Origin of the sequence: Streptomyces sp. NPDC017056 (genome assembly GCF_044332485.1) — a bacterium.
Taxonomy (GTDB): domain Bacteria; phylum Actinomycetota; class Actinomycetes; order Streptomycetales; family Streptomycetaceae; genus Streptomyces.
This window is the reverse complement of sequence record NZ_JBIRPD010000002.1, coordinates 231,807-254,024: the sequence shown is the minus strand read 5'-3', so window position 1 is coordinate 254,024 and position 22,218 is coordinate 231,807. Positions and strand designations below refer to the sequence as shown.

At 71.3% G+C, this 22,218-nt stretch carries 21 protein-coding genes, 1 tRNA gene and 1 pseudogene; 4 read left to right on the top strand and 19 right to left on the bottom strand.

Features of this window, described 5'->3' with window-relative positions; all coding sequences use genetic code 11:
* Window positions 1-16: 16 nt before the first annotated feature.
* The 3 genes and pseudogenes from ACH4OW_RS04065 to ACH4OW_RS04055 form a co-directional block, all read right to left on the bottom strand.
* Entirely contained in the window at window positions 17-547 is a 531-nt protein-coding gene (locus tag ACH4OW_RS04065) for a GNAT family N-acetyltransferase (protein WP_360135268.1), read from the bottom strand.
* A 142-nt stretch (window positions 548-689) separates the two neighbouring features.
* Window positions 690-1,211 (bottom strand): annotated as a pseudogene (locus ACH4OW_RS04060) (sigma-70 family RNA polymerase sigma factor); the annotation flags it as partial.
* 117 nt (window positions 1,212-1,328) lie between these two features.
* Window positions 1,329-2,477 carry a glycerophosphodiester phosphodiesterase gene (locus tag ACH4OW_RS04055; RefSeq protein ID WP_398024779.1) on the bottom strand — a complete coding sequence of 383 codons (1,149 nt, stop codon included), beginning with the start codon at window positions 2,475-2,477 and terminating at the stop codon, window positions 1,329-1,331.
* Between the two features lie 252 nt (window positions 2,478-2,729).
* On the opposite strand from ACH4OW_RS04055, the gene ACH4OW_RS04050 reads away from it, so the two are divergent.
* The gene (locus ACH4OW_RS04050; RefSeq protein WP_360135272.1) at window positions 2,730-3,398 is read left to right on the top strand and encodes a lysophospholipid acyltransferase family protein; all 669 of its coding nucleotides are present in this window, start codon (window positions 2,730-2,732) and stop codon (window positions 3,396-3,398) included.
* A 94-nt stretch (window positions 3,399-3,492) separates the two neighbouring features.
* On the opposite strand, the gene ACH4OW_RS04045 is transcribed toward ACH4OW_RS04050, so the two are convergent.
* The 6 genes from ACH4OW_RS04045 to ACH4OW_RS04020 form a co-directional block, all read right to left on the bottom strand.
* Window positions 3,493-5,445, bottom strand: coding sequence for a bifunctional metallophosphatase/5'-nucleotidase (locus tag ACH4OW_RS04045; protein WP_398025225.1), 1,953 nt, complete (start codon window positions 5,443-5,445; stop codon window positions 3,493-3,495).
* Between the two features lie 152 nt (window positions 5,446-5,597).
* Window positions 5,598-7,193 carry an MFS transporter gene (locus ACH4OW_RS04040; protein WP_398024777.1) on the bottom strand — a complete coding sequence of 532 codons (1,596 nt, stop codon included), beginning with the start codon at window positions 7,191-7,193 and terminating at the stop codon, window positions 5,598-5,600.
* On the bottom strand, window positions 7,190-7,741 hold the full coding sequence (locus ACH4OW_RS04035; RefSeq protein ID WP_360135276.1) for a TetR/AcrR family transcriptional regulator: 552 nt from the start codon (window positions 7,739-7,741) through the stop codon (window positions 7,190-7,192). The genes ACH4OW_RS04040 and ACH4OW_RS04035 overlap by 4 nt, the downstream gene beginning before the upstream one ends.
* Before the next feature lie 191 nt (window positions 7,742-7,932).
* The gene (gene argH, locus ACH4OW_RS04030) at window positions 7,933-9,360 is read right to left on the bottom strand and encodes an argininosuccinate lyase (RefSeq protein ID WP_398024775.1); all 1,428 of its coding nucleotides are present in this window, start codon (window positions 9,358-9,360) and stop codon (window positions 7,933-7,935) included.
* Window positions 9,361-9,470: 110 nt separating this feature from the next.
* A complete protein-coding gene (locus tag ACH4OW_RS04025) occupies window positions 9,471-10,664 on the bottom strand; it encodes an argininosuccinate synthase (RefSeq protein ID WP_398024773.1) in 1,194 nt (397 codons plus the stop codon).
* A gap of 134 nt (window positions 10,665-10,798) precedes the next feature.
* On the bottom strand, window positions 10,799-11,176 hold the full coding sequence (locus ACH4OW_RS04020) for a DUF488 domain-containing protein (protein ID WP_398024771.1): 378 nt from the start codon (window positions 11,174-11,176) through the stop codon (window positions 10,799-10,801).
* 168 nt (window positions 11,177-11,344) lie between these two features.
* On the opposite strand from ACH4OW_RS04020, the gene ACH4OW_RS04015 reads away from it, so the two are divergent.
* A tRNA-Pro gene (locus ACH4OW_RS04015) sits at window positions 11,345-11,418 on the top strand.
* Between the two features lie 57 nt (window positions 11,419-11,475).
* Here the strand turns inward: ACH4OW_RS04015 and ACH4OW_RS04010 are convergent.
* Window positions 11,476-12,015: a GNAT family N-acetyltransferase gene (locus tag ACH4OW_RS04010; RefSeq protein WP_360135283.1), complete on the bottom strand. Its 540-nt coding sequence runs from the start codon at window positions 12,013-12,015 to the stop codon at window positions 11,476-11,478.
* A complete protein-coding gene (locus ACH4OW_RS04005) occupies window positions 12,015-13,010 on the bottom strand; it encodes a hypothetical protein (RefSeq protein WP_360135285.1) in 996 nt (331 codons plus the stop codon). The genes ACH4OW_RS04010 and ACH4OW_RS04005 overlap by 1 nt, the downstream gene beginning before the upstream one ends.
* Window positions 13,011-13,446: 436 nt before the next feature.
* On the opposite strand from ACH4OW_RS04005, the gene ACH4OW_RS04000 reads away from it, so the two are divergent.
* Complete coding sequence (locus ACH4OW_RS04000; protein WP_398024768.1) at window positions 13,447-13,875, top strand: ATP-binding protein; 429 nt, start codon at window positions 13,447-13,449, stop codon at window positions 13,873-13,875.
* 32 nt (window positions 13,876-13,907) lie between these two features.
* Here the strand turns inward: ACH4OW_RS04000 and ACH4OW_RS03995 are convergent, their stop codons facing one another.
* The 7 genes from ACH4OW_RS03995 to ACH4OW_RS03965 all read right to left on the bottom strand — a co-directional run bounded on the left by ACH4OW_RS03995 (window position 13,908) and on the right by ACH4OW_RS03965 (window position 20,678).
* Window positions 13,908-15,077 carry an amidohydrolase family protein gene (locus ACH4OW_RS03995; RefSeq protein WP_398024765.1) on the bottom strand — a complete coding sequence of 390 codons (1,170 nt, stop codon included), beginning with the start codon at window positions 15,075-15,077 and terminating at the stop codon, window positions 13,908-13,910.
* Between the two features lie 88 nt (window positions 15,078-15,165).
* Entirely contained in the window at window positions 15,166-15,708 is a 543-nt protein-coding gene (locus ACH4OW_RS03990; protein WP_360135291.1) for an arginine repressor, read from the bottom strand.
* Between the two features lie 8 nt (window positions 15,709-15,716).
* Complete coding sequence (locus ACH4OW_RS03985) at window positions 15,717-16,961, bottom strand: acetylornithine transaminase (RefSeq protein WP_360135293.1); 1,245 nt, start codon at window positions 16,959-16,961, stop codon at window positions 15,717-15,719.
* Window positions 16,958-17,881: an acetylglutamate kinase gene (argB, locus tag ACH4OW_RS03980; RefSeq protein WP_360135295.1), complete on the bottom strand. Its 924-nt coding sequence runs from the start codon at window positions 17,879-17,881 to the stop codon at window positions 16,958-16,960. The genes ACH4OW_RS03985 and argB overlap by 4 nt, the downstream gene beginning before the upstream one ends.
* Window positions 17,878-19,032: a bifunctional glutamate N-acetyltransferase/amino-acid acetyltransferase ArgJ gene (gene argJ / locus ACH4OW_RS03975; protein WP_360135297.1), complete on the bottom strand. Its 1,155-nt coding sequence runs from the start codon at window positions 19,030-19,032 to the stop codon at window positions 17,878-17,880. The genes argB and argJ overlap by 4 nt, the downstream gene beginning before the upstream one ends.
* A complete protein-coding gene (gene argC / locus ACH4OW_RS03970) occupies window positions 19,029-20,057 on the bottom strand; it encodes an N-acetyl-gamma-glutamyl-phosphate reductase (protein WP_398024762.1) in 1,029 nt (342 codons plus the stop codon). Before argC ends, argJ begins: the two co-directional genes overlap by 4 nt.
* 216 nt (window positions 20,058-20,273) lie before the next feature.
* Window positions 20,274-20,678: a DUF5997 family protein gene (locus ACH4OW_RS03965; protein ID WP_360135301.1), complete on the bottom strand. Its 405-nt coding sequence runs from the start codon at window positions 20,676-20,678 to the stop codon at window positions 20,274-20,276.
* A gap of 58 nt (window positions 20,679-20,736) precedes the next feature.
* On the opposite strand from ACH4OW_RS03965, the gene ACH4OW_RS03960 reads away from it, so the two are divergent.
* Window positions 20,737-21,519 carry a LysR family transcriptional regulator substrate-binding protein gene (locus ACH4OW_RS03960; protein WP_360135303.1) on the top strand — a complete coding sequence of 261 codons (783 nt, stop codon included), beginning with the start codon at window positions 20,737-20,739 and terminating at the stop codon, window positions 21,517-21,519.
* Between the two features lie 4 nt (window positions 21,520-21,523).
* Here the strand turns inward: ACH4OW_RS03960 and ACH4OW_RS03955 are convergent, their stop codons facing one another.
* The gene (locus ACH4OW_RS03955; protein WP_398024758.1) at window positions 21,524-22,150 is read right to left on the bottom strand and encodes a TetR/AcrR family transcriptional regulator; all 627 of its coding nucleotides are present in this window, start codon (window positions 22,148-22,150) and stop codon (window positions 21,524-21,526) included.
* Window positions 22,151-22,218: the final 68 nt, after the last annotated feature.

Genomic DNA, 22,218 nt, shown 5'->3' with positions numbered 1-22,218 from the left:
TGTGCGGTCCGGCCGGTCAGGCGCTCGCCACGCAGGCCCGCTGCGTGCCGTCCGCGGCGGCCTTGGCGGCTGCCGCCTCCTTCTCCAGCGTGACCAGGTCGAGCCGCGGGCTCAGCTGCTCGGTGCCGACGGGCTCGTAGCCGTGGCTGCGGTACAGGCGCAGGTTGCCCTCGCTGCGGTGGCCGGCCAGCAGCCGGTAGCGCTTGGCGGAGCGTTCGGCGGTCAGGCGCTCCTCGACGGCGTCGAGGAGCCGGCCGCCGAGGCCGTGGTGCTGCATCCGGGGGTGGACGATGAGCTTGTCGATGGCGGCCGTGCCGTCCGCGCCGACCGAGCCGCGGACCGCCCCGACGACCTCCGTGCCGAGCCGGGCCACCACCACGCAGGCGTCGCCCAGTTCGGCACGCAGGTCATCCAGGGTCTGGGTGAGCGGCTGGATCGAGTAGTCGTCGTACAGCGCGGCCTCGGCCTGGTAGCAGAGGTACTGGAGTTTGAGGATCTGCTCGGCGTCCTGCTCGGTCGCCGCAGAGATGGTCACGCTCATGCCCATGCGCGGGTGCCTCCCCTTATTCGGTTCGGTGCGCCCGGGCGCGCAGAGGGTGAGAGGGTACGCCCGGACCTGTTGCCCTGACTGACGGAGCCGTGTGGTGCACGCCGCCGTCATGGCGTGGCTGACGCTGCTGCTTCCGGATTCCCCGGTTTCGCGCAGCGGCAACCTCCGCCGTGAGCATTCTGCGCAGGCATGACAGGCAACGGGAACGGACCGGTCCCAAGCTCCCCTGTGACATTCCCAACTCAGATGAGATTTCCCGGTAGGTGAGGTCAGCGCGCGACAGCAGGGCGCGCACCAGCGCCGGGCAGCGTCCGGGGAGCCGTTCGACGGCGGCGAGCAGCGCGCGCCGCTCCTCGGTCTCCAGCGCCGCGCGTTCGGCGACGGCGGCGATCAGGGGCTGGGGTCCGGTGGGGTCGTACGGGATCTCCCGCAGCGCCAGCCGCCGCGCGCCGCGGGCCTCGGCGCGTACCGCACGGCGCAGCCAGCGGGCCGGTTCGGCGGGCGGGCCGGCGTCCCTGGTGTGCTCCAGCAGCCGGGCCCACACGCTCTGTTCGAGGTCCTCGGCGTCGGCTCCGGCGGCGTCCGCCTCGGCCGCGACTTCGGCGGCCAGCAGGGGGCGCAGGGTACGGATGAGGTCGTGGTCCGTGGTGGCGTGCCGCATGGCGTGCGAGACGCGGCGGCGCGTCCGGGTGGTTTCGCCGGCGCCACGGCCTCACTCGTCCGTGGCACCGGCGGCGCCGGGTTGACGTCTTGGGTGCCGCCCGGCGGTACGCGGCGGTCAGCGCCCGCGGAACTCCGCGGCGGCCAGCAGCGCCGTGTCGCAGTTGTCGGAGAAGAGGCCGTCGATGCCGGTGGCCAGGCACTTCTTGAAGTAGCCCAGCGCGTTGCCGTAAGCCGCCGGGTCGGTGCCCCGGCGGTAGTCGGCGGGCAGGAAGGTGTTCTCGTTGCGCCCGGTGTAGGGGTGCAGGACCAGCCCGGCGGCGTGCGCGTCCCTGACGACCGAGGTGGGCTCGCCCAGCTTGTCGTCCTTGGTGCGCGGGATGACGACGGTCAGGTCGGGGCCGATGCCCTGCGCGAACTTGGAGATCCACTTGAGGCCCGCGGGCTTGACCAGGTCTGCGGTGGTACGCGGGTCGCCCGCCACCTCGAAGTCCCAGGGGCGGTCCTTGAGGGTGCCCAGCAGCAGGACCTTGGGGCAGTCGACGAGCTTGTCGAGCCGCTGGAGGCTGCTGGGCTCGAAGGACTGGAGGAAGTTGGGCGAGTGCTTCTTGTGCCGGCCGTACGCGCGCAGCAGCCGGGCGAGACGTTCCTCCAGGCCCAGGCCCAGCTTGCGGAAGTAGGTGGGGTGCTTGGTCTCGATGTGCAGCCAGACGCGGCGGCCGCGCTTGCGGCCTTCGCGGTCGGCCCACTTGAGCACCTCTTCGAAGGTGGGTACGTCCCACACGCCGTCATAAAGGGTGTTGTGCTGCCGGGTGCCCGGAATGCGCTCCTTCGCCCGCAGCGTCTTGAGCTCGGCGAGCGTGAAGTCCTCGGTGAACCAGCCGGTGAGCTTGGCCCCGTCCACCGTCTTGGTCGTCTTGCGGTCCGCGAACTCGGGGTGGGCCGAGACGTCCGTGGTCGCCGTGATGTCGTTCTCGTGCCGGCAGACGAGGTGGCCGTCCTTGGTGGGCACGACGTCCTGCTCGATGACGTCGGCGCCCATGTCGAGCGCGAGTTGGTAGGAGCCGAGGGTGTGCTCGGGCCGGTAGCCGCTGGCGCCGCGGTGGCCCACGATCAGCGGTACGGGCAGCTCGTCGTGCGCGCCGTGGCCGCGCCCGCGGGAGCTCGCCGCGCTCGCCGTGCCGGCGCCGCCCCAGACCGCCGCGCCCGCGCCGAGGGCCGCCGCGCCCAGTACCGTCCGGCGTCCCGGCTGCTGCCGTTCCTGCATGATCGCGCTCCTCGTTCCACGGCGCCGGCGAGGGTGTCCGGCACCTGACAATGGGGTCGGGGCGATCCTAGGCACGTACATCTTTCGAACGGGAGACCTGCCCCCCAACGCGCGGGAAACCCACGTCAACTCTGCGTATCGGCCTTGTGAACCCGATGTGCGATCGGGGCGGGCCGACGAGTATCGTCCTGGGCTGCATACTCTTGCAGGCTCGCGGCGGCCGCCGCAGACCACCCACGACCGGAGGGCCCGTTGTCCCGCATTGTGCTGAAGGCGTTTCTCGGATTCGTCATGCGTGTCCTGTTCCGCCCGAAGGTCGAGGGCATGGACCGCATCCCGGGCAGTGGGCCGGTGATCCTGGCCGGCAACCACGTCACCTTCATCGACTCGCTCTTCCTCTCCCTCGTCGTCAAGCGCCAGGTGTTCTTCATCGGCAAGGACGAGTACGTGAACGGCAAGGGTCTCAAGGGACGCCTGATGTCCTGGTTCTTCACCTGCTCCGGCATGGTCCCGGTCGACCGGGACGGCGGACACGGCGGTGTCGCGGCGCTGATGACCGGCCGCCGCATCCTGGAGGAAGGGAAGATCTTCGGCATCTACCCCGAGGGCACCCGCTCCCCCGACGGCCGCCTGTACCGCGGCCGTACGGGCATCGCCAGGCTCGCCCTGATGACCGGCGCGCCCGTCGTCCCGTTCGCGATGATCGGCACCGACAAGGTGCAGCCCGGCGGCAAGGGCCGCCCGCACATCGCCCCGGTCACCATCCGCTTCGGCGAGCCGCTGTGCTTCGAGCGCTACGAGGGCATGGACCGGGACCGCTACGTGCTGCGCGCCGTCACCGACGAGGTGATGAGCGACGTCATGGAGCTGTCGGGCCAGGAGTACGTCGACATGTACGCCACCAAGGCGCGAGCGGCCTGACCGTACGCCCCCACCGCCACGCGCCGGGCCCCGTCCGACCAGGGACGGGGCCCGGCGCGTTGTCGTACCACCGCGGCCCGCGGGCGCCTGCGGGTCAGCAGGGCACGCGGAACCCTTCCGCCGTGGGCCGGCCGGCGGCGAGCATCGCGGCCTCGGCCCGGGGCAGCAGCGTGCCGTCCGCGCGCCGGAGCCGCGGCGGCACGGTGGTCTCGCCGATCCGCGCGCCCGCGACGGCACTGTTCTTGACCGTCACCCGGTTCAGCGGCGCCGGCGCGATCTGCTGCCGCTCCTTGATGTACGCCACGAAGCTCTCGAAGTCCCGGTTGTGCCGGTAGGGCGAGGTGAAGCCGGTGAACGCGGCGTACCCGTCCTGGTTGAGCAGCGTGTACGAGGGCATCGCGATCCGGTAGGAGCGGGACACGTCCAGCGCGGTGCCGTCGATCAGCACGTCGGCGGGGTCGACCCGGTCGCCGGCCGGTCCCGTCGCGTCGAAGCTGTAACGGACGTTGGCGGAGACCGCCAGCGGCGCGTACTTCAGACCGCCGCCCGTCGGCACCGTCCACTGCTGCTCCAGCGCGTCGTGGATCTGCTGCCCGGTGACGGTCGCCGTGACGATCGGGTCGCCGAAGCCGACCGCGTTCCACGCCTTGCCGAAGGCGACGGTGCCGCCCGTCGCGGAGTCGTACGTGAGGTCCCCCGCGATGATCGCCTGGCCCAGGCGCGGCGCGATGGCGATCACGGCCAGGTCGGCGGGGACGTTGGGGTACGGGTTCGCGTCGTTCATCGGGCCGGTGGGCTGCCGCCCGGCCCACAGCGCCCAGTCGGCCACCAGGTCGCCCATGGTGCTCTCCCCCGCCGCGTTGCGGGTCCGGGTGAAGGAGGCGGTCTGCTTGCCGAGGGCGACCGCGGCACGCCGCGTTCCGTACCCGGCCCAGTACGTGACCACCTCGGCCAGCTCCCGGTGCGGGGCCACGTCGCGGGTGTTGGGGTGGTTGGTGGCGGTGGTCAGCTCGCGGACGACCTTGCCGGTGGCCGGGTCCAGCCGGAGGTTGATCTCGTTGATGATCTGGCCGTGGCAGCCGGCCTCGACGAAGGGGCGGGGCACGCCGTCCGGGTCCGGCACCATCATGTTGAAGGCGGTGTGCCAGTGGCCGCAGACGATGGCGTCGATGTCCGGCGAGGCGCGCAGCGCCAGTTCGTAGGCGGGCCCCGAGGGGTTGGTGCCGCTGTTGAAGTCGCTGCCGGCCACCGCGCCGTCGTGCATGCTCAGCACGATCGCGTTGACGCCGCGCGCCTTGAGTTCGGCGGCGCAGCGGTTGGCGGTGGCCAGCTGGTCGAGGCTGCCGAGCCCCGGCTGGTAGGAGGCGGGCATCAACTCGGTGCCGAGGGCGGTCAGATGGATGAATCCGACCGGCAGCCGGCGGCCCCCGCCGGCGTCCACCCACTCGATGTTGTACGGCGGCAGGACCCGCTGCCCGTTGCCGGACCACACCATGTTCGCGCTGTAGTACGCGAAGTCGGCGCCGTGGAAGCGCTGCCCCGAGGAGTCGACGAAGGAGTTGTCCCAGTCGACCGTCGGGTAGGAGATGCCGTCCACCATGTGCTGCGACAGGAAGGCGGGCGACTTGTCGAACTCGTGGTTGCCGGCCGAGGCGAAGTCCATGCCCATCCGGTTGAGGGCCTCGATGGTCGGTTCGTCGGCCAGGGATTCGGCGGAGAACCACCAGCCGGAGAAGAGGTCTCCGGGGGCGAAGAAGAGGGAGTTGGCGCGGCCCGCCCGCAGCCGTTCGAGGTGCGCGGCCATGTAGGCCACGCCGCCCACGGTGTATTTCCTGCCACCGGCGCCGGTGATGACGGAGCTGCTGCCCGGTGCCGCGTCGAGGTAGCCGTGCAGGTCGGTGATGTTGAGCAGTTGCACGTCCACGTATTCGTCAGCGGACCGCGCGTCGCGCGCGTGGCCGGAGGCGAAGGCGTGGCTGCCGACCGCTGTGGCGGTGGCGAGGGCCCCCGCCGCGGTGAAGAAGATGCGTCTGCCGATCTCTGCCAAGGTCTTCACCCTCCTGAGAGTGCCCGAGTTGGCGGGAACGACTGGAGAGTCAAACGAGCCATGGGAGCCTGCCGGCCCACGGGAGGCGACCGGGACGTGAACGGGCGAGGGACAACCACTGTCCCCCGCCCGTGTCCGCGAGATCACCCGTTTCAGTGCGGCGCGACCCGCTCCTTGCCCTCGGCGTGCGCGGGCTCGACGGGGCTGTCCTCCAACCGCTGGCCGCGCAGCAGGAACCACGCGGCGCAGGCGGCGGCCAGCAGGACGGCGGCGCCGACCCCGGCCGCGGTGTCCAGCCCGCTGACGAACGAATGCTGGGCGGCCTTGAGCAGGCCCGTCCCGGCGTCGGCCGGCAGCGAGCCGGACGCCTCGACGGCGCCGCCGAGCGACTCGCGGGCGGCGTCGGCCGCGGACTCGGGCACCCCCGCCGGGGTGGCGAAGTCCCGGTAGATGCCGGTGACGATGGAGCCGAGCAGCGCGATGCCGAGCGCCGCGCCCAGTTCGTACGCCGTCTCCGAGACCGCGGAGGCGGCGCCCGCCTGCTCCTTGGGCACGCTGGAGAGGATCACGTCCGCGGTGACGGTGAACGCGAAGCCCGCGCCGACGCCGACGGCGAACAGGATCGTGCCGAGCGCGAAGGTGCTGGTGTCCCCGTCCAGGCCGATGCAGCCGGCCAGGGCCAGCCCGACCACCGCCAGGCCGCCCGCGACGACCAGCCGTACCGACAGCCGCCGCGCGACGTACCCGGCGGCCAGTCCCGCGCCCACCGCGCCGATCGCCGCCGGCAGTTCGACCAGGCCCGCGTTGAGCGGCGAGCGCAGCTGCACCATCTGGAGGAACTGCGAGAGGAAGAAGACCAGTCCGGACAGGCCCAGGATGGTCAGCAGGTCGGCCAGTACGGCACCGGAGAAGCCGCGGTTCTGGAAGAGCCGCATGTCCAGCAGCGGCGACGCCAGGGTCTGCTGCCGCCGTACGAAGGTGACCAGGGCGAGCAGGCCGAGGACGCCGGCCGCCGCGATGTCCCAGCGGAAGCCGTGCACGGAGGCTTCCTTGACCGCGTAGACGACGCCGACCATGCCGACGAGGGACAGGCCGACGCTGGGCAGGTCCCAGGGGCCCGGGTCGGGGTTCTTGGACTCCGGCAGCACCTTGGCGCCGACGATCACCAGCAGCGCCATCACCGGCAGGTTGATCAGGAAGACCGAGCCCCACCAGAAGTGGCCGAGCAGGAAGCCGCCGAGTACGGGGCCGACGGCCGCGCCCGCCGACGCCATGGCGCCCCAGATGCCGATGGCCAGGCTGCGTTCCCTGGGGTCGTGGAAGAGGTTGCGGATCAGGGCGAGGGTGGAGGGCATCAGCGTCGCGCCCGCCACGCCCAGCAGCGCCCGCGCCGCGATCATCATGGCGGGGGTGCCCGAGTACGCCGCGAGCACCGACATGGCGCCGAACACGACCGAGCCGGTCAGCAGCAGCTTCTTGCGTCCGACGCGGTCGCCGAGGCTGCCCATGGAGACGAGCAGGCCGGCGATGACGAACGAGTAGACGTCGCCGATCCACAGCAGCTGCGTGCCGGACGGGCGCAGGTCCTCGCTGAGGAAGGGGGTGGCCAGGCCCAGCACGGTGGCGTCCACGCCGACCAGCAGTACGGCGAGGACCAGGACGGCGAGCGCGAGCCAGCGTCCGGCCCTGGGCTGGTCCTCCCCGGTGCCACCGGTGCGGTCCGCGGTCTCCTTGGCAGGCTTGCTCATTTCTCCATGCTCCGTCGGATGCCGCCGAGCAGCAGCTCGACGATCGAGTGGTTGAGTTCCCTGCGGGCGACGCGCCCCTCGTGCACGGCCCACGCGCCGGCGCCGATCAGTCCGTACAGCGCCTCGGTGAGCCAGACGGGTGTCAGGTCGATCCGGAAGGCGCCCTCCTCCTGGCCGCGCCGGAAGAGCGCGTGGATGCGGGCGTCCAGCCGCTCCCAGCCCTCGTTGATCTCCTCGCCCTCGAAGAGCTGGTTCTCGGTGTAGAGGAAGGCGAGGAAGCCGGCGACCGGCTCGGCCTCGGCGATCAGGCGGCGCAGTGCGCAGACCGCGTCGTCCTCGTCGAGGCGGGCCGCGTCCAGCGCGCCGGCGAACTGCCGGATGCCCAGCTCCTCCAGCGCCTTGATCAGGGCGTCCCGGCCCGCGAAGTGGCGGTGCAGGGTCGCGCGGCTGATGCCGGCGGCCTTGGCGATCTCGTCCATGCCGGCGGTCGCCTTGCGCGTCAGCAGACCCGCGGCTTCTTTGAGCACATGCTCCCGGTCAACAGCCATGAGACAGAGGATAACCGAATGAGACGTTCATGTCTCATCCAAAGCGCACACGTCTCCCACCACGGCAGGCCACGCCCCCAACCAAACGGGCGCGGCCCCCTCGGAACTCCCGAGGGGGCCGCGCCCGGCCCCGAGCACCGCCGTCCGGTGCTCAGCGCCCGCTGTAACCCTGCTCCTGTGTGCCGTGGGGGCTACCGCTTGGCCTCCGCCCACCCCCGCTGCGTGGCCAGGTCCGCCTTGACCTCCGCCAGCTGGACGGCGACGGCGGACGGGGCCGTGCCGCCCCGGCCGCTGCGCGAGGCGAGCGCCCCCGGCACGTTCAGGACCGTCCGCACCTCCGGCGTCAGATGCGGCGAGATCACGGCGAACTGCTCGTCGCTCAGCCCGTCCAGCTCGACGCCGTGCCGCTCGCACTCCTTGACGCACTCCCCCGCGACCTCGTGCGCCACCCGGAACGGCACCCCCTGCCGTACCAGCCACTCGGCGATGTCCGTGGCGAGCGAGAACCCGGCCGGCGCCAGCTCCTCCATCCGCTCCCGGTTGACGGTCAGCGTGGCCATCATCCCGGTGAAGGCCGGCAGCAGGACCTCCAGCTGGTCACAGGAGTCGAAGACCGGCTCCTTGTCCTCCTGGAGATCGCGGTTGTAAGCGAGCGGGAGGGCCTTGAGCGTGGCCATCAGACCCGTCAGATTGCCGATCAGCCGCCCGGACTTGCCGCGCGCCAGCTCGGCGATGTCCGGGTTCTTCTTCTGCGGCATGATCGAGGAGCCGGTGGAGAACGCGTCGTGCAGCGTCACGAAGGAGAACTCCTTCGTGTTCCAGATGATGACCTCCTCGGCGATCCGGGACAGATCCACCCCGATCATCGCCGTGACGAAGGCGAACTCGGCGGCGAAGTCCCGCGAGGCCGTACCGTCGATCGAGTTGCCCGAGCTGCCGCGCCCGAACCCGAGGTCGGCCGCGACCGCCTCCGGGTCCAGCCCCAGCGAGGACCCGGCCAGCGCCCCCGACCCGTACGGCGAGACCGCCGTCCGCTCGTCCCACTGCCGCAGCCGCTCCGCGTTCCGCGACAGGGCCTGGACATGCGCGAGGACGTGGTGCGCGAACAGCACCGGCTGCGCGTGCTGGAGATGCGTACGCCCCGGCATCGCCACGTCCGGATGCGCCTCCGCGAGACCGACCAGCGCCTCCTGGAGATCCGCGATCAGCCCGCCGATGATCCGGGCGTGGTCCCGCAGATACATCCGGAACAGCGTGGCGACCTGGTCGTTACGGGACCGGCCGGCCCGCAGCTTGCCCCCGAGGTCCGGGCCGAGCCGCTCCAGCAGCCCCCGCTCCAGCGCGGTGTGCACGTCCTCGTCGGCGACGGTCCCGACGAAACTGCCGTCGGCGACATCGGCCTCCAGCCGGTCCAGTCCCGCCAGCATCCGCGCCAGCTCGTCCTCGGTGAGCAGCCCCGCCTTGTTCAGCACGCGCGCGTGCGCACGGGAACCCGCGATGTCGTACGGCGCCAGCCGCCAGTCGAAGTGGACGGACGCGGACAGCTTCGCCAGGGCCTCGGCGGGCCCGTCGGCGAACCGCCCGCCCCAGAGCCGGACGTCACCGCTGTTGCTGCTCACTTGCTCAGCTCCTCGTGGATGGTGAGATGTACGGATCCCCGGCAGCCGGACGGACCGGCCACCGGGGACGGAGTCGGGGACGCGCCCCGACCGGGACGGATCGCGTCCCGCTACGCCAGGTCCCGCTTCGCGGCGATCTTCGAAGACAGCCCGAAGATCTCGATGAAGCCCTTCGACAGCGACTGGTCGAAGGTGTCGCCCGTGTCGTACGTCGCCAGGTCGAAGTCGTACAGCGACTGGTCCGACTTCCGCCCGGTGACCACCGCGCGCCCGCCGTGCAGCGTCATCCGGATATCGCCGCTGACCTGCTGGTTCGCCTCGGCGATGAACCCGTCCAGTGCCCGCTTCAGCGGCGAGAACCACAGGCCGTCGTAGACCAGCTCGCCCCACCGCTGCTCGACCTGCCGCTTGTAGCGGGCCAGCTCGCGCTCGACGGTGACGTTCTCCAGCTCCTGGTGGGCGGTGATCAGCGCGATGGCGCCGGGCGCCTCGTACACCTCACGGGACTTGATGCCCACCAGCCGGTCCTCGACGATGTCGATCCGGCCGATGCCCTGGGCGCCGGCCCGCTCGTTGAGCTGCTGGATGGCCTGCAGCACGGTGACGGGCTGGCCGTCGATCGCGACCGGCACGCCCTCCTTGAAGGTGACGACGACCTCGTCGGCCTCCCGCGGCACCGCCGGGTTCTGCGTGTACTCGTACACGTCCTCGATCGGCGCGTTCCAGATGTCCTCCAGGAAGCCGGTCTCCACGGCCCGCCCGAAGACGTTCTGGTCGATCGAGTACGGCGACTTCTTGGTCGTCGTGATCGGCAGGCTCTTGCTCTCGCAGAAGGCGATGGCCTTGTCCCGCGTCATCGCGTAGTCCCGCACCGGGGCGATGCACTTCAGATCGGGAGCCAGCGAAGAGATCCCCGCCTCGAACCGCACCTGGTCGTTGCCCTTGCCGGTGCAGCCGTGGGCGACGGTGGTGGCGCCGTGCTTCTTGGCAGCAGCCACCAGGTGCTTGACGATCGTCGGCCGCGACAGCGCGGAGACCAGCGGGTACCGGTCCATGTACAGCGCGTTGGCCTTGATCGCCGGGAGGCAGTACTCGTCGGCGAACTCGTCCTTGGCGTCCGCGACCTCGGCCTCGACCGCGCCACAGGCGAGTGCGCGCTTGCGGATGACGTCCAGGTCCTCACCGCCCTGGCCGACATCCACAGCCACGGCGATGACCTCGGCGCCCGTCTCCTCGGCGATCCAGCCGATGGCGACGGAGGTGTCCAGGCCGCCCGAGTAGGCGAGTACGACGCGCTCGGTCACGGGTTTCTCCTTACGGTGCATCCACTGATGGGTATAACTATGCACTCCACCGCATGGTTCGTCAACGCCATACACCCAAATGGCCCAGCCACCCCGCCACCCCACCCCATCACCGCAGGTCAGCCCACCTGCCCCTACTCCCCCAGAACCTCCGCCAACACCGTCACATGACTCAGCTCCACGTCCTTGGTCGCGGTCAGCAAGGTCAGCGGCCCCTCCGCCACCCGCCCCCGAAGCCCCTCAAGCGCCTCCGCCGCCGGCGAGGCACCCAGCTCCGCCCGGTACCGCTCGGCAAACTCCTCATACCGCTCGGGCCGGTGCCCGTACCAAGTACGCAGCTCCTTCGAGGGCGCCACGTCCCTGCACCACTCGTCCAAGCGCGCGGCATCCTTCGACACCCCCCTCGGCCACAACCGGTCAACAAGCACCCGAGCCCCGTCCCCGACCTCGGGCTCCTCGTACACGCGCCGCTGCCGGACTTCTCCCGGCCCCTGTCCCCGCCGACCACCCATGGCGCCATGGAAACACGCCCCCACACCCCCCGCACGGCACTCCCCCACCACCCCCGCCACAGCCCCCCGCACCCCTCAAAGGGACCCCGCTTTGGATTCAGGGCCCCGGACAGGGTATTTTTCTTGTGCACGCCGCGACCGGGCGAAAAACCCGGCCGAAGCGAGCACCGGGACGTGGCGCAGCTTGGTAGCGCACTTGACTGGGGGTCAAGGGGTCGCAGGTTCAAATCCTGTCGTCCCGACTCGAAAGAGTCGCAGATCAGAGGCCGTATCGGAGGAACTCCGAGACGGCCTCTCGATCATTTTCCCGCCCGCGCCAGCGGCAGCATCGCGATCATGACCGCATACACCGGGGAATCCGGGAACGGCTGGTCCTCACCAACCTTCCGGTACCCCCAGGACCCGTACAGGGCCTGGACCCTCGGGTGGGTGGTGTCCACCAGAAGCGCGGCGAGGTCTTCGCTCCTGGCACCCATCAGCGCCCGGTGCAGCCGCTCGGCCGCACCCGTCTTCCGCCAACGCTCGCGGACCATCAGCTCGGAGAAATGGAACGTACGGTTCTTCTCCGGTACGGGCTCCAGATGGCCACGCCACCACTCCCGCCCCGGCGCACCGGGAGCACCGTACGCGAAGCCCATGGCTTCGCCTCCGTCGTACGCGATCACACAGGAGAATCCGGGGTTACCGCCCCAGTGATCCACGAACCAGGGAAACTTCTGCCTGAACTCGTCGTCCGCCATGCGGGCGGCGTGCACATCGGCGTGTACGTCGACCAGCGTCTGCCGGATCTCCGGCAGGTCGTCGTGGGTGAAGAAGCGTAGTTCCGGGGTGGGGGTCATCAGGCTTGGCTCCAGTCTGATCGGTAGCGGTCCTTCCATTCACGCGCGGTGTCGGCACCCGGGGCGGCAGAGATCAAGCCACGGTAGAAGTCCCCAAGGTACGAACGCATGCGCCCCGGCAGGGGACAACCGTCCATCAGCACGAACACCCGCTCCGCAGTCGCGCATGCCTGGTCGATGTCACACTGGTGCAGTTGCGTCAGAGCGAGTTGGAGAGTAGCCAGTGCCCGATTACGGCGAAACTGCTCAGGGATGGCCACCAGCGCCCTGTGCGAGGCGGCCTCTGCTCCAACTGCGTCGCCGATGTCATCGCGAACGATCGCAGTGATGGCCAGAAGTTCGGCAGCACCGTAGAACGCCACCCAGGACGGTCGGGACTCATCAGAGTCAGCTTTCGCCAGCGCTTCCTCGGCGCGCCCCAAGGAGCGCAAAGCGCCCTGCCGGTCCCTGAGCTTCGAATACCCGATCGCCGTGCGTGCATGAGCGAGCGAGGCGAACAACGGGTCCCGGCGCGTCACGGCAGTGGTCTGTGCAGCCTGGGCCGCATCCACCGCCCGCGAGAACTCTCCTCGAAGGTTCGAAAGCATGGCGTGCGAATTCCACACGCGCAGTTGGGCCACGGGGTCCTTGCCCATTCCCGCCAGGTACAGGGCCCGGTTCAAATGCCTCTGTGCCCGGTCGCTCTGACGCGCGTCCACTGCCGACCAAGCGGCACTGGCCGTGTAGTTGGCGGCCAAGCCGAAGAGACGCCGGCGAATGCGCTGGGAGGCTGCCCGCTTCTGCAACTCCAGCGCCTCGGCGGCGCCCGCCAGCGCCGCCCGTTCCAATGCCTCGTGGCCACCTCGCGTGGCGTCGAGGGCTGTGAGAGCGTCCAGACCACTGCGGAGTCGGATGACGTCAGTGGTGCCGACCGCGTACGGCCGAGCAGCAATCAGAGGTATGGCTGCTGCTGCCGTCGTCGCAGTGGTGGCCGTGAGGAAATTGCGTCGTCGCACGGGGGCCTCCGTATCGCTGATAGGACTCCGTCTGTCTGCCGGCGGAGTGAAGCCCACCTCCTCGGAGGTACAGCCGAAAACCGTTTCAAGAGCCTCGCGCTGCCGAGGGTGTGGCCAGCGGGTCTTTCCGTTCAGCCAGTACCGTACGGTGCGATCGCTGACCGTCCCCTCTCGGCCGAGGGACCGCAGGTAATCGTTCACCGCCTCCGCCAACTCGGCTTGGGTCAGCCCGGCTTGGCTGAGCGCGACTGCCAAGTGCCTATTCGCCTCCACACCCTCAAGGTAGCCAGTACCGGCGATCTAGGCGCCGGAGCAGCTGCGAAATTTCCGGTCGCCCACCCTGCACAGCGCCATCACTTTTCCTCACGCTCCGTCACGACTCGGCGTTCACTGAGTGGCAGGCCGCAATGGCGCCCGCTCATGGACGAGGGTCCTTATGATCGTGACCACATCCCGCCCTACCGGGTCTCCGGGTTACACCGAGACCCTCCCCCGCATCCCCGAAAGCGCGGCCACCGCCAGACGTCTGGTGCGCGTCGCCGTAGCCGTCTGGGGTCTGGAGGAGTTGGCCGAGGACGGTGCTCTGGTCGTGTCCGAGTTGGTGTCCAATGCTGTTCGGTACGCGCGGTGCCGGTCCATTCGGGTCTCGGTCGCCCGGCCGGGGGCGGGCCGGGTGCGTATCGGTGTCGTGGACAAGTCGGTGAAGCTCCCCGGGCTCCGCGAGCCGGATGGCGAGGACGCGAGTGGGCGCGGTTTGTTGCTCGTGGCCGGGCTGGCGGTGGCGTGGGGAGCCGATCCGCTGCCGTGGGGCAAGCGGGTGTGGGCGGAGTTGCAGGGAAAGGGACAGGACGGGGGTGGGCGGTGAGTGGAGGCGGTGCCCTGCGCGTGCGCCGTTTCTCAGCCCACTCTCACTCCTCCTCTCACCACCGCCACCACGTCGTGTACTGCCGCCGCGTTGGTGAGGGGGTCGCCGCCTACTGCGATCAGGTCTGCGTCGTGGCCGGCGGCGATGCGGCCTTTTCGGCCGCCCAGGCCGCAGATCATGGCTGCCGTCGAGGTGGCGGCGCGCAGGGCCTGGGCCGGGGTGAAGCCGAAGTCGGTCATGGCGGTGATGCCGTGGGGGTAGCTGCCGTGGGCCTTGACCGGGAAGATGCCGGAGTCGCTGCCGAGGGCCATGGTGACGCCGGCTTCGCGGAGGGTGGCCAGGCCGGTGACGAGGGACGGGATGCGGCGGGCGATGTGGGGTGGTGGGGGCGGGCCGCCGGGGAGGGCGCCGAGGGTGAGGGAGGCGGTCACGCCCCGGCGGGCCATTTCCTCGATCACCCGGCGGTCGAAGTCGACGCCGGTCTCGGTGAGGAAGAAGCAGTGTTCGATCGTGTCGAAGCCGGTGGTGACCGCTTCGCGGATGCCCGTGACGGCGTGGGCGTGGGCGGTGACCGGGAGGCCGTGGTGGTGGGCCTCGTCGACGATGGCGTGCAGTTCGTCGCGCCGGTACTGGACGCTGTACGGGTCCGAGCCGGGGGTGAGGTCGCCGCCGGTCACCATGACCTTGACGACGTCCACGCCGCGCTCGGCCCGTTCCCGTACGGCGGCGCGGACGCCGTCCACGCCTTCCGCGCGGCCGCCGAGGAACCAGCAGTGGCCGCGGGTGGTGGTCAGGGGTGGTCCGGAGGCGACGATGTGCGGGCCGGCGGCGGGGTCCTGTGCGGTTTCGGCGCGGAGGCGCAGGGTGAGGTAGCCGCGGTCGCCGAGGTCTCGTACGGTCGTCACCCCGGCGGCCAGGGACGCCTGCGCGGCGGCCCTGATCCGGTCGAGGAGGGTGTCGTCGTCGGCGTCGGTGAGCCGGCCGACGACGTCGGTGCTCGCGTCGAATGCCAGGTGGGTGTGGGTGTCGATGAAGCCGGGGAGGAGGGTGGCGGCGCCCACGTCGAGGACCTCGGCGCCGATCACCGGTGTGCCGCCGGGCTGGACGGCGGCGATCCGGCCGTGCTCGATCAGTACCGTGGGGCGTTCGACGAGCCCCGGCCCCACGCCGTCGAACAGCGCTCTTGCGCGTACTGCCAGCATCGGTCCTCCCGAACCGCCCGGCCGCCGCGGCCGGGACGGGCCCCCCAGTACAGCGGCCGGGCCGGCGGCGCGGCGCGGACCGGGCGGTTCAGCGTGCCTTTTGCGCCAGTTGCAGCAGGTGGTCGGCGAGTGCCTGGCCGCCGGCCGGGTCGCGGCTGATGAGCATCAGGGTGTCGTCGCCGGCGATGGTGCCGAGGATGTCGTGCAGTTCGGCCTGGTCGATGGCGGAGGCGAGGAACTGGGCGGCGCCGGGCGGGGTGCGCAGGACGACGAGGTTGGCGGACGCCTCGGCGGAGATGAGGAGTTCGCCCGAGAGCCTGCGCATCCGCTCCTCCTTGGCCGACTCTCCCAGGGGCGCCCGCGGTTTGCGGTCGCCGCCCTCGCTCGGTACCGCGTAGATCAGCTCGCCGCCGGTGTTGCGGATCTTCACGGCGCCCAGTTCGTCCAGGTCGCGCGAGAGGGTGGCCTGGGTGACGGTCAGGCCGTCGTCGGCGAGCAGCTTGGCGAGCTGGCTCTGCGAGCGGACGGCCTGCCGGTTGAGGATGTCCACGATCCGGCGGTGGCGGGCGGTGCGGGTCTGCGGTACGGCAGGGCCGCCGTGCAGCGTCTCGTTGTCCTGCGCCTCGGTCATCGTTGTCGTCAGTCTCCGGATCGTTGTACCCCGTGTGCCCCTGCGAGGGCCGTGTCGAGGACGGCGGGGAGCTTCCGGAGGAACGTATCCGCTTCGTCGTCGGAGACGATCAGCGGCGGGGCGAGCCGGACGACGTCCGGCGCGACCGCGTTCACCAGGAGGCCCGCGTCCTGAGCCGCTCGCTGCACCTGTGGTGCGACGGGCTCGGTCAAGACGATACCCAGGAGGAGACCCGCGCCGCGGACCTGGCCGACGAGCGGGTGCGCCGACGCCTCGATCCCGCCACGCAGCCGCTCGCCCACCCGCTTGACGTGGTCGAGGAGGCCGTCGGCCTCGATGGTGTCGAGGACCGCGAGCGCGCCCGCGCACACGACCGGGTTGCCGCTGAACGTCGAGCCGTGCGAGCCGGGGGTCAGCAGGTCGGCGGCCGGGCCGAAGGCGAGGGTGGCGCCGATGGGCAGGCCGCCGCCGAGGCCCTTGGCCAGCGTGATCACGTCGGCTTCGACGCCCTGGGCCTGTGAGGCCAGCCAGTGGCCCGTGCGGCCGATGCCGGTCTGGATCTCGTCCAGGACGAGGAGGGTGCCGGTGGCGGCGGTGATCTCGCGGGCGGCCGCCAGGTAGCCGGGCGGCGGGACGACGACGCCGTTCTCGCCCTGGAGGGGTTCCAGGATCACCAGGGCGGTGTCGGTGGTGACGGCGGCGCGCAGCGCTTCGGCGTCACCGTACGGGACGAAGTCGACGTCGCCGGGAAGCGGCCGGAAAGGGTCCTGCTTGGCGGGCTGGCCGGTGAGTGCGAGGGCGCCCATGGTGCGGCCGTGGAAGCCGCCGGTGGTGGAGACCATGCGGGTGCGCCCGGTGAGCCGGCCGATCTTGAAGGCGGCTTCGTTGGCCTCGGCTCCGGAGTTGGAGAAGTAGACCCGGCCGGGGCGGCCGGCGAGGCCCAGGAGCCGTTCGGCCAGCGCGACGGTGGGTTCGGCGACGAAAAGGTTGGAGACGTGGCCGAGGGTGGCGATCTGCCGGGAGACCGCGCGGACGACGGCGGGGTGCGCGTGGCCGAGGGCGTTGACGGCGATGCCGCCGAGGAAGTCGAGGTAGTCGTTGCCGTCGGCGTCCCAGAGCCGTACGCCCTCGCCGCGTACCAGGGGCACGCGCGGTGTGCCGAAGTTGTCCATCATCGAGCCCTGCCAGCGCTCGGTGAGGGCCGAGTTGGCCGCCGTGCCGGGCGTCGTGCCGCTCGCCGGGTCGCCGCTCATGCCGTTCCCCCTGCCTCGTCCGTCTGTGTGTCCGGCACGACCATCGTGCCGATTCCCTCGTCCGTGAAGATCTCCAGCAGGATCGCGTGCTGGACCCGCCCGTCGATCACCCTGGCGGTGCGCACACCGTTGCGTACGGCGTACAGGCAGCCCCGCATCTTGGGCACCATGCCGCTGGCCAGTTCGGGCAGCAGCTTCTCCAGTTCGGTGGCGGTGAGCCGGGAGATCACCTCGTCGCTGAGCGGCCAGTCCTCGTACAGGCCCTCCACGTCGGTGAGGACCATCAGCGTCTCGGCGCCGAGGGCCGCGGCCAGGGCGGCCGCCGCGGTGTCGGCGTTGACGTTGTAGACGCCGGTGTCGTCGCCCTCGTCGGCGCTGCGGGCGACGGAGGAGATGACCGGGATGCGGCCGTCGTCCAGCAGCGCCAGCACGGCGCCCGGGTCGACCCCGGTGACCTCGCCGACCCGGCCGATGTCCACCCGCTCGCCGTCCACCTCGGCGTAGTGCCGCGTGGCCGACATCAGCCGGGCGTCCTCGCCGGTCATGCCGACGGCGAGCGGGCCGTGCTGGTTGAGCAGCCCGACCAGTTCCCGCTGCACCTGCCCGGCGAGCACCATGCGTACGACGTCCATCGCCTCGGGCGTGGTGACCCGCAGGCCCGCCTTGAACTCCGATTTCAGGCCGACCTTGTCGAGCTGGGCGCTGATCTGCGGGCCGCCGCCGTGTACGACGACCGGCCGCAGCCCGGCGTGCCGCAGGAAGACCACGTCCTGCGCGAAGGCGGCCTTGAGCTCCTCGTCGACCATGGCGTTGCCGCCGAACTTGATCACGACGGTCTTGCCGTGGTGCCGGGTCAGCCAGGGCAGCGCCTCGATGAGCGTGCGGGCCTTGGGCAGCGCGGTGTGCTTGCGGGTGCTCATGACGCGTACGCGCTGTTCTCGTGGACGTAGTCGGCGGTGAGGTCGTTCGCCCAGATCACCGCGGACTCGGTGCCGGCGCTGAGGTCGGCGGTGATCCGCACCTCCCGGTAGCGCATGTCCACCAGGTCCCGGTCCTCGCCCACCGAACCGTTCTTGCAGACCCACACGTCGTTGATGGCGACGTTCAGCCGGTCCGGGTCGAAGACGGCCGACGTGGTGCCGATGGCGGACAGCACCCGCCCCCAGTTCGGGTCCTCGCCGTGGATGGCGCACTTCAGCAGGTTGTTACGGGCGATGGACCGGCCCACCTCGACGGCGTCGTCCTCGCTGGCCGCGCCCACCACCTCGATCCTGATGTCCTTGCTCGCGCCCTCCGCGTCGCCGATGAGCTGCCGCGCCAGGTCGTCGCAGACCGTGCGGACCGCGTCCGCGAACGCGTCGTACTCCGGCACCGCCCCGGACGCCCCGGAGGCCAGCAGCAGCACCGTGTCGTTCGTGGACATGCAGCCGTCGGAGTCGACCCGGTCGAAGGTGGTCCGGGTCGCGTCGCGCAGCGCCCGGTCCAGGACCGGCGCTTCCAGGTCGGCGTCGGTGGTCAGCACGACGAGCATGGTGGCCAGCCCCGGCGCGAGCATGCCGGCGCCCTTGGCCATGCCGCCGACCGTCCAGCCGTCCCCGCCGACCACGGCGGTCTTGTGCACGCTGTCGGTGGTCTTGATCGCGATCGCGGCCTTCTGGCCGCCGAGCACGCTGAGGTCGGCGGCGGCCTTCTCGATGCCCGGCAGCAGCCGGTCCATCGGCAGCCGTACGCCGATCAGCCCGGTCGAGGCGACGGCGACCTCGCCGGCGCTGTGCCCGGGGAGCACCTCGGCGGCCTTCTCCGCGGTGGCGTGGGTGTCCTGGAAGCCCTCGGGGCCCGTGCAGGCGTTGGCGCCGCCCGAGTTGAGGACCACGGCCGAGACCCGGCCCCCCTTGAGCACCTGCTCCGACCAGAGCACCGGCGCGGCCTTGACGCGGTTGGCGGTGAAGACGCCTGCGGCGGCCAGTCGCGGACCGTTGTTCACCACCAGGGCGAGGTCCGGGCTCCCGTTCTCCTTGATCCCGGCGGCGATGCCCGCCGCCGAGAATCCCTTGGCTGCCGTGACGCTCACGGTGCGACTCCGATCGTAGAGAGCCCGGTGGCCTCGTCGAGGCCGAGGGCGATGTTCATGCTCTGCACCGCGCCGCCCGCGGTGCCCTTCGTCAGGTTGTCGATGGCGGCGACCACGACGATCCGGCCGGCCGCCGCGTCGTGCGCCACCTGCACCAGCGCGCTGTTGGACCCGTACACGGCCGCGGTGGACGGCCACTGCCCCTCCGGGAGCAGGTGGGCGAACGGCTCGTCGCCCAGCGCCTTCTCGTACGCCGCCCGCAGGTCCGCGCCGTCCACGCCGGGCCTGGCCTTGGCCGAGCAGGTGGCCAGGATGCCGCGGGACATGGGCGCGAGCGTCGGCGTGAAGGAGACGGTGACCGGCTCCCCCGCCGCGGCGCTCAGATTCTGCGCCATCTCCGGCGTGTGCCGGTGCGCCCCGCCCACGCCGTACGGGCTCATCGAGCCCATCACCTCGCTGCCCAGCAGGTGCGGCTTGAGCGCCTTGCCGGCGCCGGAGGTGCCGGTGGCCGCGACGATCACGGCCTCGGGCTCGGCGAGCCCCGCCGCGTACGCCGGGAAGAGGGCCAGCGTCACCGCGGTCGGGTAGCAGCCCGGCACCGCGATCCGCCGGGTGGTGCGCAGCGCCTCCCGGGCGCCGGGCAGTTCGGGCAGCCCGTACGGCCAGGTGCCGGCGTGCGGCGAGCCGTAGAACCGTTCCCAGGCCGCGGCGTCCGCCAGCCGGAAGTCGGCGCCGCAGTCCACCACGAGCACCTCGGGGCCCAGCGCCTCGGCCACCGCGGCGGACTGCCCGTGCGGCAGGGCCAGGAAGACGACATCGTGCCCGGCCAGGGCCTCGGCCGTGGTGGCGACCAGTTCCCGTGCGGCCAGCGGCACCAGGTGCGGCTGCACCGCTCCGAGGCGCTGCCCCGCGTTGGCGTGCGCGGTCAGCGCCCCGATCTCCACGTCCGGGCGCCCCAGGAGCAGCCGGAGAACCTCACCCCCGGCGTACCCGCTCGCTCCGGCCACTGCTGCTCGTACTGCCATGGACCCTCCTCCTTGAGGGCATGACTATACGTAGGGCAGCAGGTTTATGCAATGGTGGTTTCATGGTTGACAGGGAGGGGGCTGAGGGGGTGGAGGTGCGGCTGCGCTCGCGGCCGGAAACGCGTCGGCCGACCGGGCCGGCGTATCGCGTACGCCGGGGCCCGGTCGGCCGGTTCCGCTTCGGGAGCGTGTGATCAGCGGCTCCCGAGTGGAGCGCTACTGGTCGCGCTGCTCCTGCTTCGCCTGCTTCTCCTTGTTCTTCTCCTTGATCCGCACGGTTTCCTTGCGGACCTCGGCCTGGGTGGCGCGCTCCTTCTGGAGCCACTCGGGGGACTCGGCCTTGAGCGCGTCGATCTGCTCCGTGGTGAGGGCTTCGGTGACTCCGCCGCGGGCGAGGCCCGAGATGGAGACGCCCAGCTTCGCGGCGACGACGGGGCGGGGGTGGGGGCCGTTCTGTCGCAGCTCCCGCAGCCACTCGGGCGGGTCGGTCTGCAGCGCGTTCAGCTCGGCGCGCGAGACGACACCCTCCTGGAACTCGGCGGGGGTGGCTTCGAGGTACACACCCAGCTTCTTCGCCGCGGTCGCGGGCTTCATCGTCTGGGTGTTCTGGTGCGACGTCATGCCGTCAAGGGTATCGATCGTGTGCGCTACCGCTGACCACGACCGGTAACCTGGCGGAGTGACAGGCTCGGAAGAAACCCTCTCGTTCCGGCTCGCGTACGTCCCGGGGGTGACGCCCACCAAGTGGGTGCGTATCTGGAACGAGCGGCTGCCCGACGTTCCGCTGGAGCTCATCGCGACGCCCGCCGCCGAGGCGTACGGCGTGCTGCGGGACGGCGGCGCCGACGCGGGTTTCGTACGGCTGCCTGCCGACCGGACGTACTTCAGCGCGATTCCCCTCTATGAGGAGACGACGGTGGTCGTGGTCCCGAAGGACCACCTCTTCACCGCCGCCGACGAGGTCGCCGTCGAGGACCTGGCCGACGAGATCGTGCTGCACCCCCTCGACGACACCCTCGGCTGGGAGCGCCCGCCGGGGCAGCCCGCCTTCGAGCGCCCCGCGACGACGGCGGACGCCGTCGAGCTGGTGGCGGCGGGCATCGGCCTGCTCGTCGTGCCGCAGTCGCTGGCCCGGCTGTACCACCGCAAGGACCTCAAGTACCGGACGCTGACGGACGCGCCCCAGTCCCGGGTCGCGCTGGCCTGGCCGGAGGAGCGAACGACCGACCGGGTCGAGGACTTCATCGGCATCGTCCGCGGCCGGACCGTCAACAGCACCCGCGGCCGCACCCAGCCGGAGGCCGCGGCCAAGGCGAAGCCCAAGCAGCCCGGTAAGGCGGGCGCCGGCAAGACGGGCGCTCGTAAGCCTGCCGCGGGCAAGCCGGCCGGCAAGGGCGCCCGCGGCCCGCGCGGCGGCTCCGGCGCCCCGAAGGGCGCCCGGCGGGGCAAGCCCCGCCGCTGACCGGTCAGCCTCCCGGGCGTACCGCCTCCCATCCCCGCTCCAGCAGGTCGAAGATCTCTTCGGTGGCCCGGCGGGGCGCGGGGTGCCGGTCGGCGAGGTTGCGGGAGGCGAGGGCGAAGTGGGCCAGGGCGGCGCAGGTGGCGTCGTCCTCGGGGGCGCCGACCTGCTCGGCGATGGCGCGGGCCAGGGCCGATTCGTGGCGCATCCACATGCGCCGGGCGTAGTCGCGCAGCGCCGGGGTCTCGGACACCAGGCGCAGGAACGCGGCGATCTCGGGGTGCGTGACGTCTTTCTCGCTGCGCAGGACGTACGCACGGAGGGCTTGCAGGATCGACTGGCCGGGGGCCCGGTCGCGTACGGCGGCGACGAGGGCGGCCTCGATGTCGTCGTCCCGGTCGAAGACGAGCGCTTCCTTGCCGGGGAAGTGCTTGAACAGGGTCGTCACCGAAACGTCGGCGGCGTCGGCGATCTCCTTGACGCCGACCTGTTCGTAGCCACGCTCCAGGAAGAGCCGCAGGGCGGCGTCGGCGAGGGCCTGGCGGGTCTGGGCCTTCTTGCGTTCGCGGCGGCCGAGGGGGGCGCCGCCGCCGGGGGGCGGGGGCGGCTCGATGCGGGGAGCGGGTTCGGTCACGGTCTCAGCCTACCTCGCCGCGTATCGGGTTCGAAAGTTTAGTCGTTGCACTTATTTATTGGGTGTGC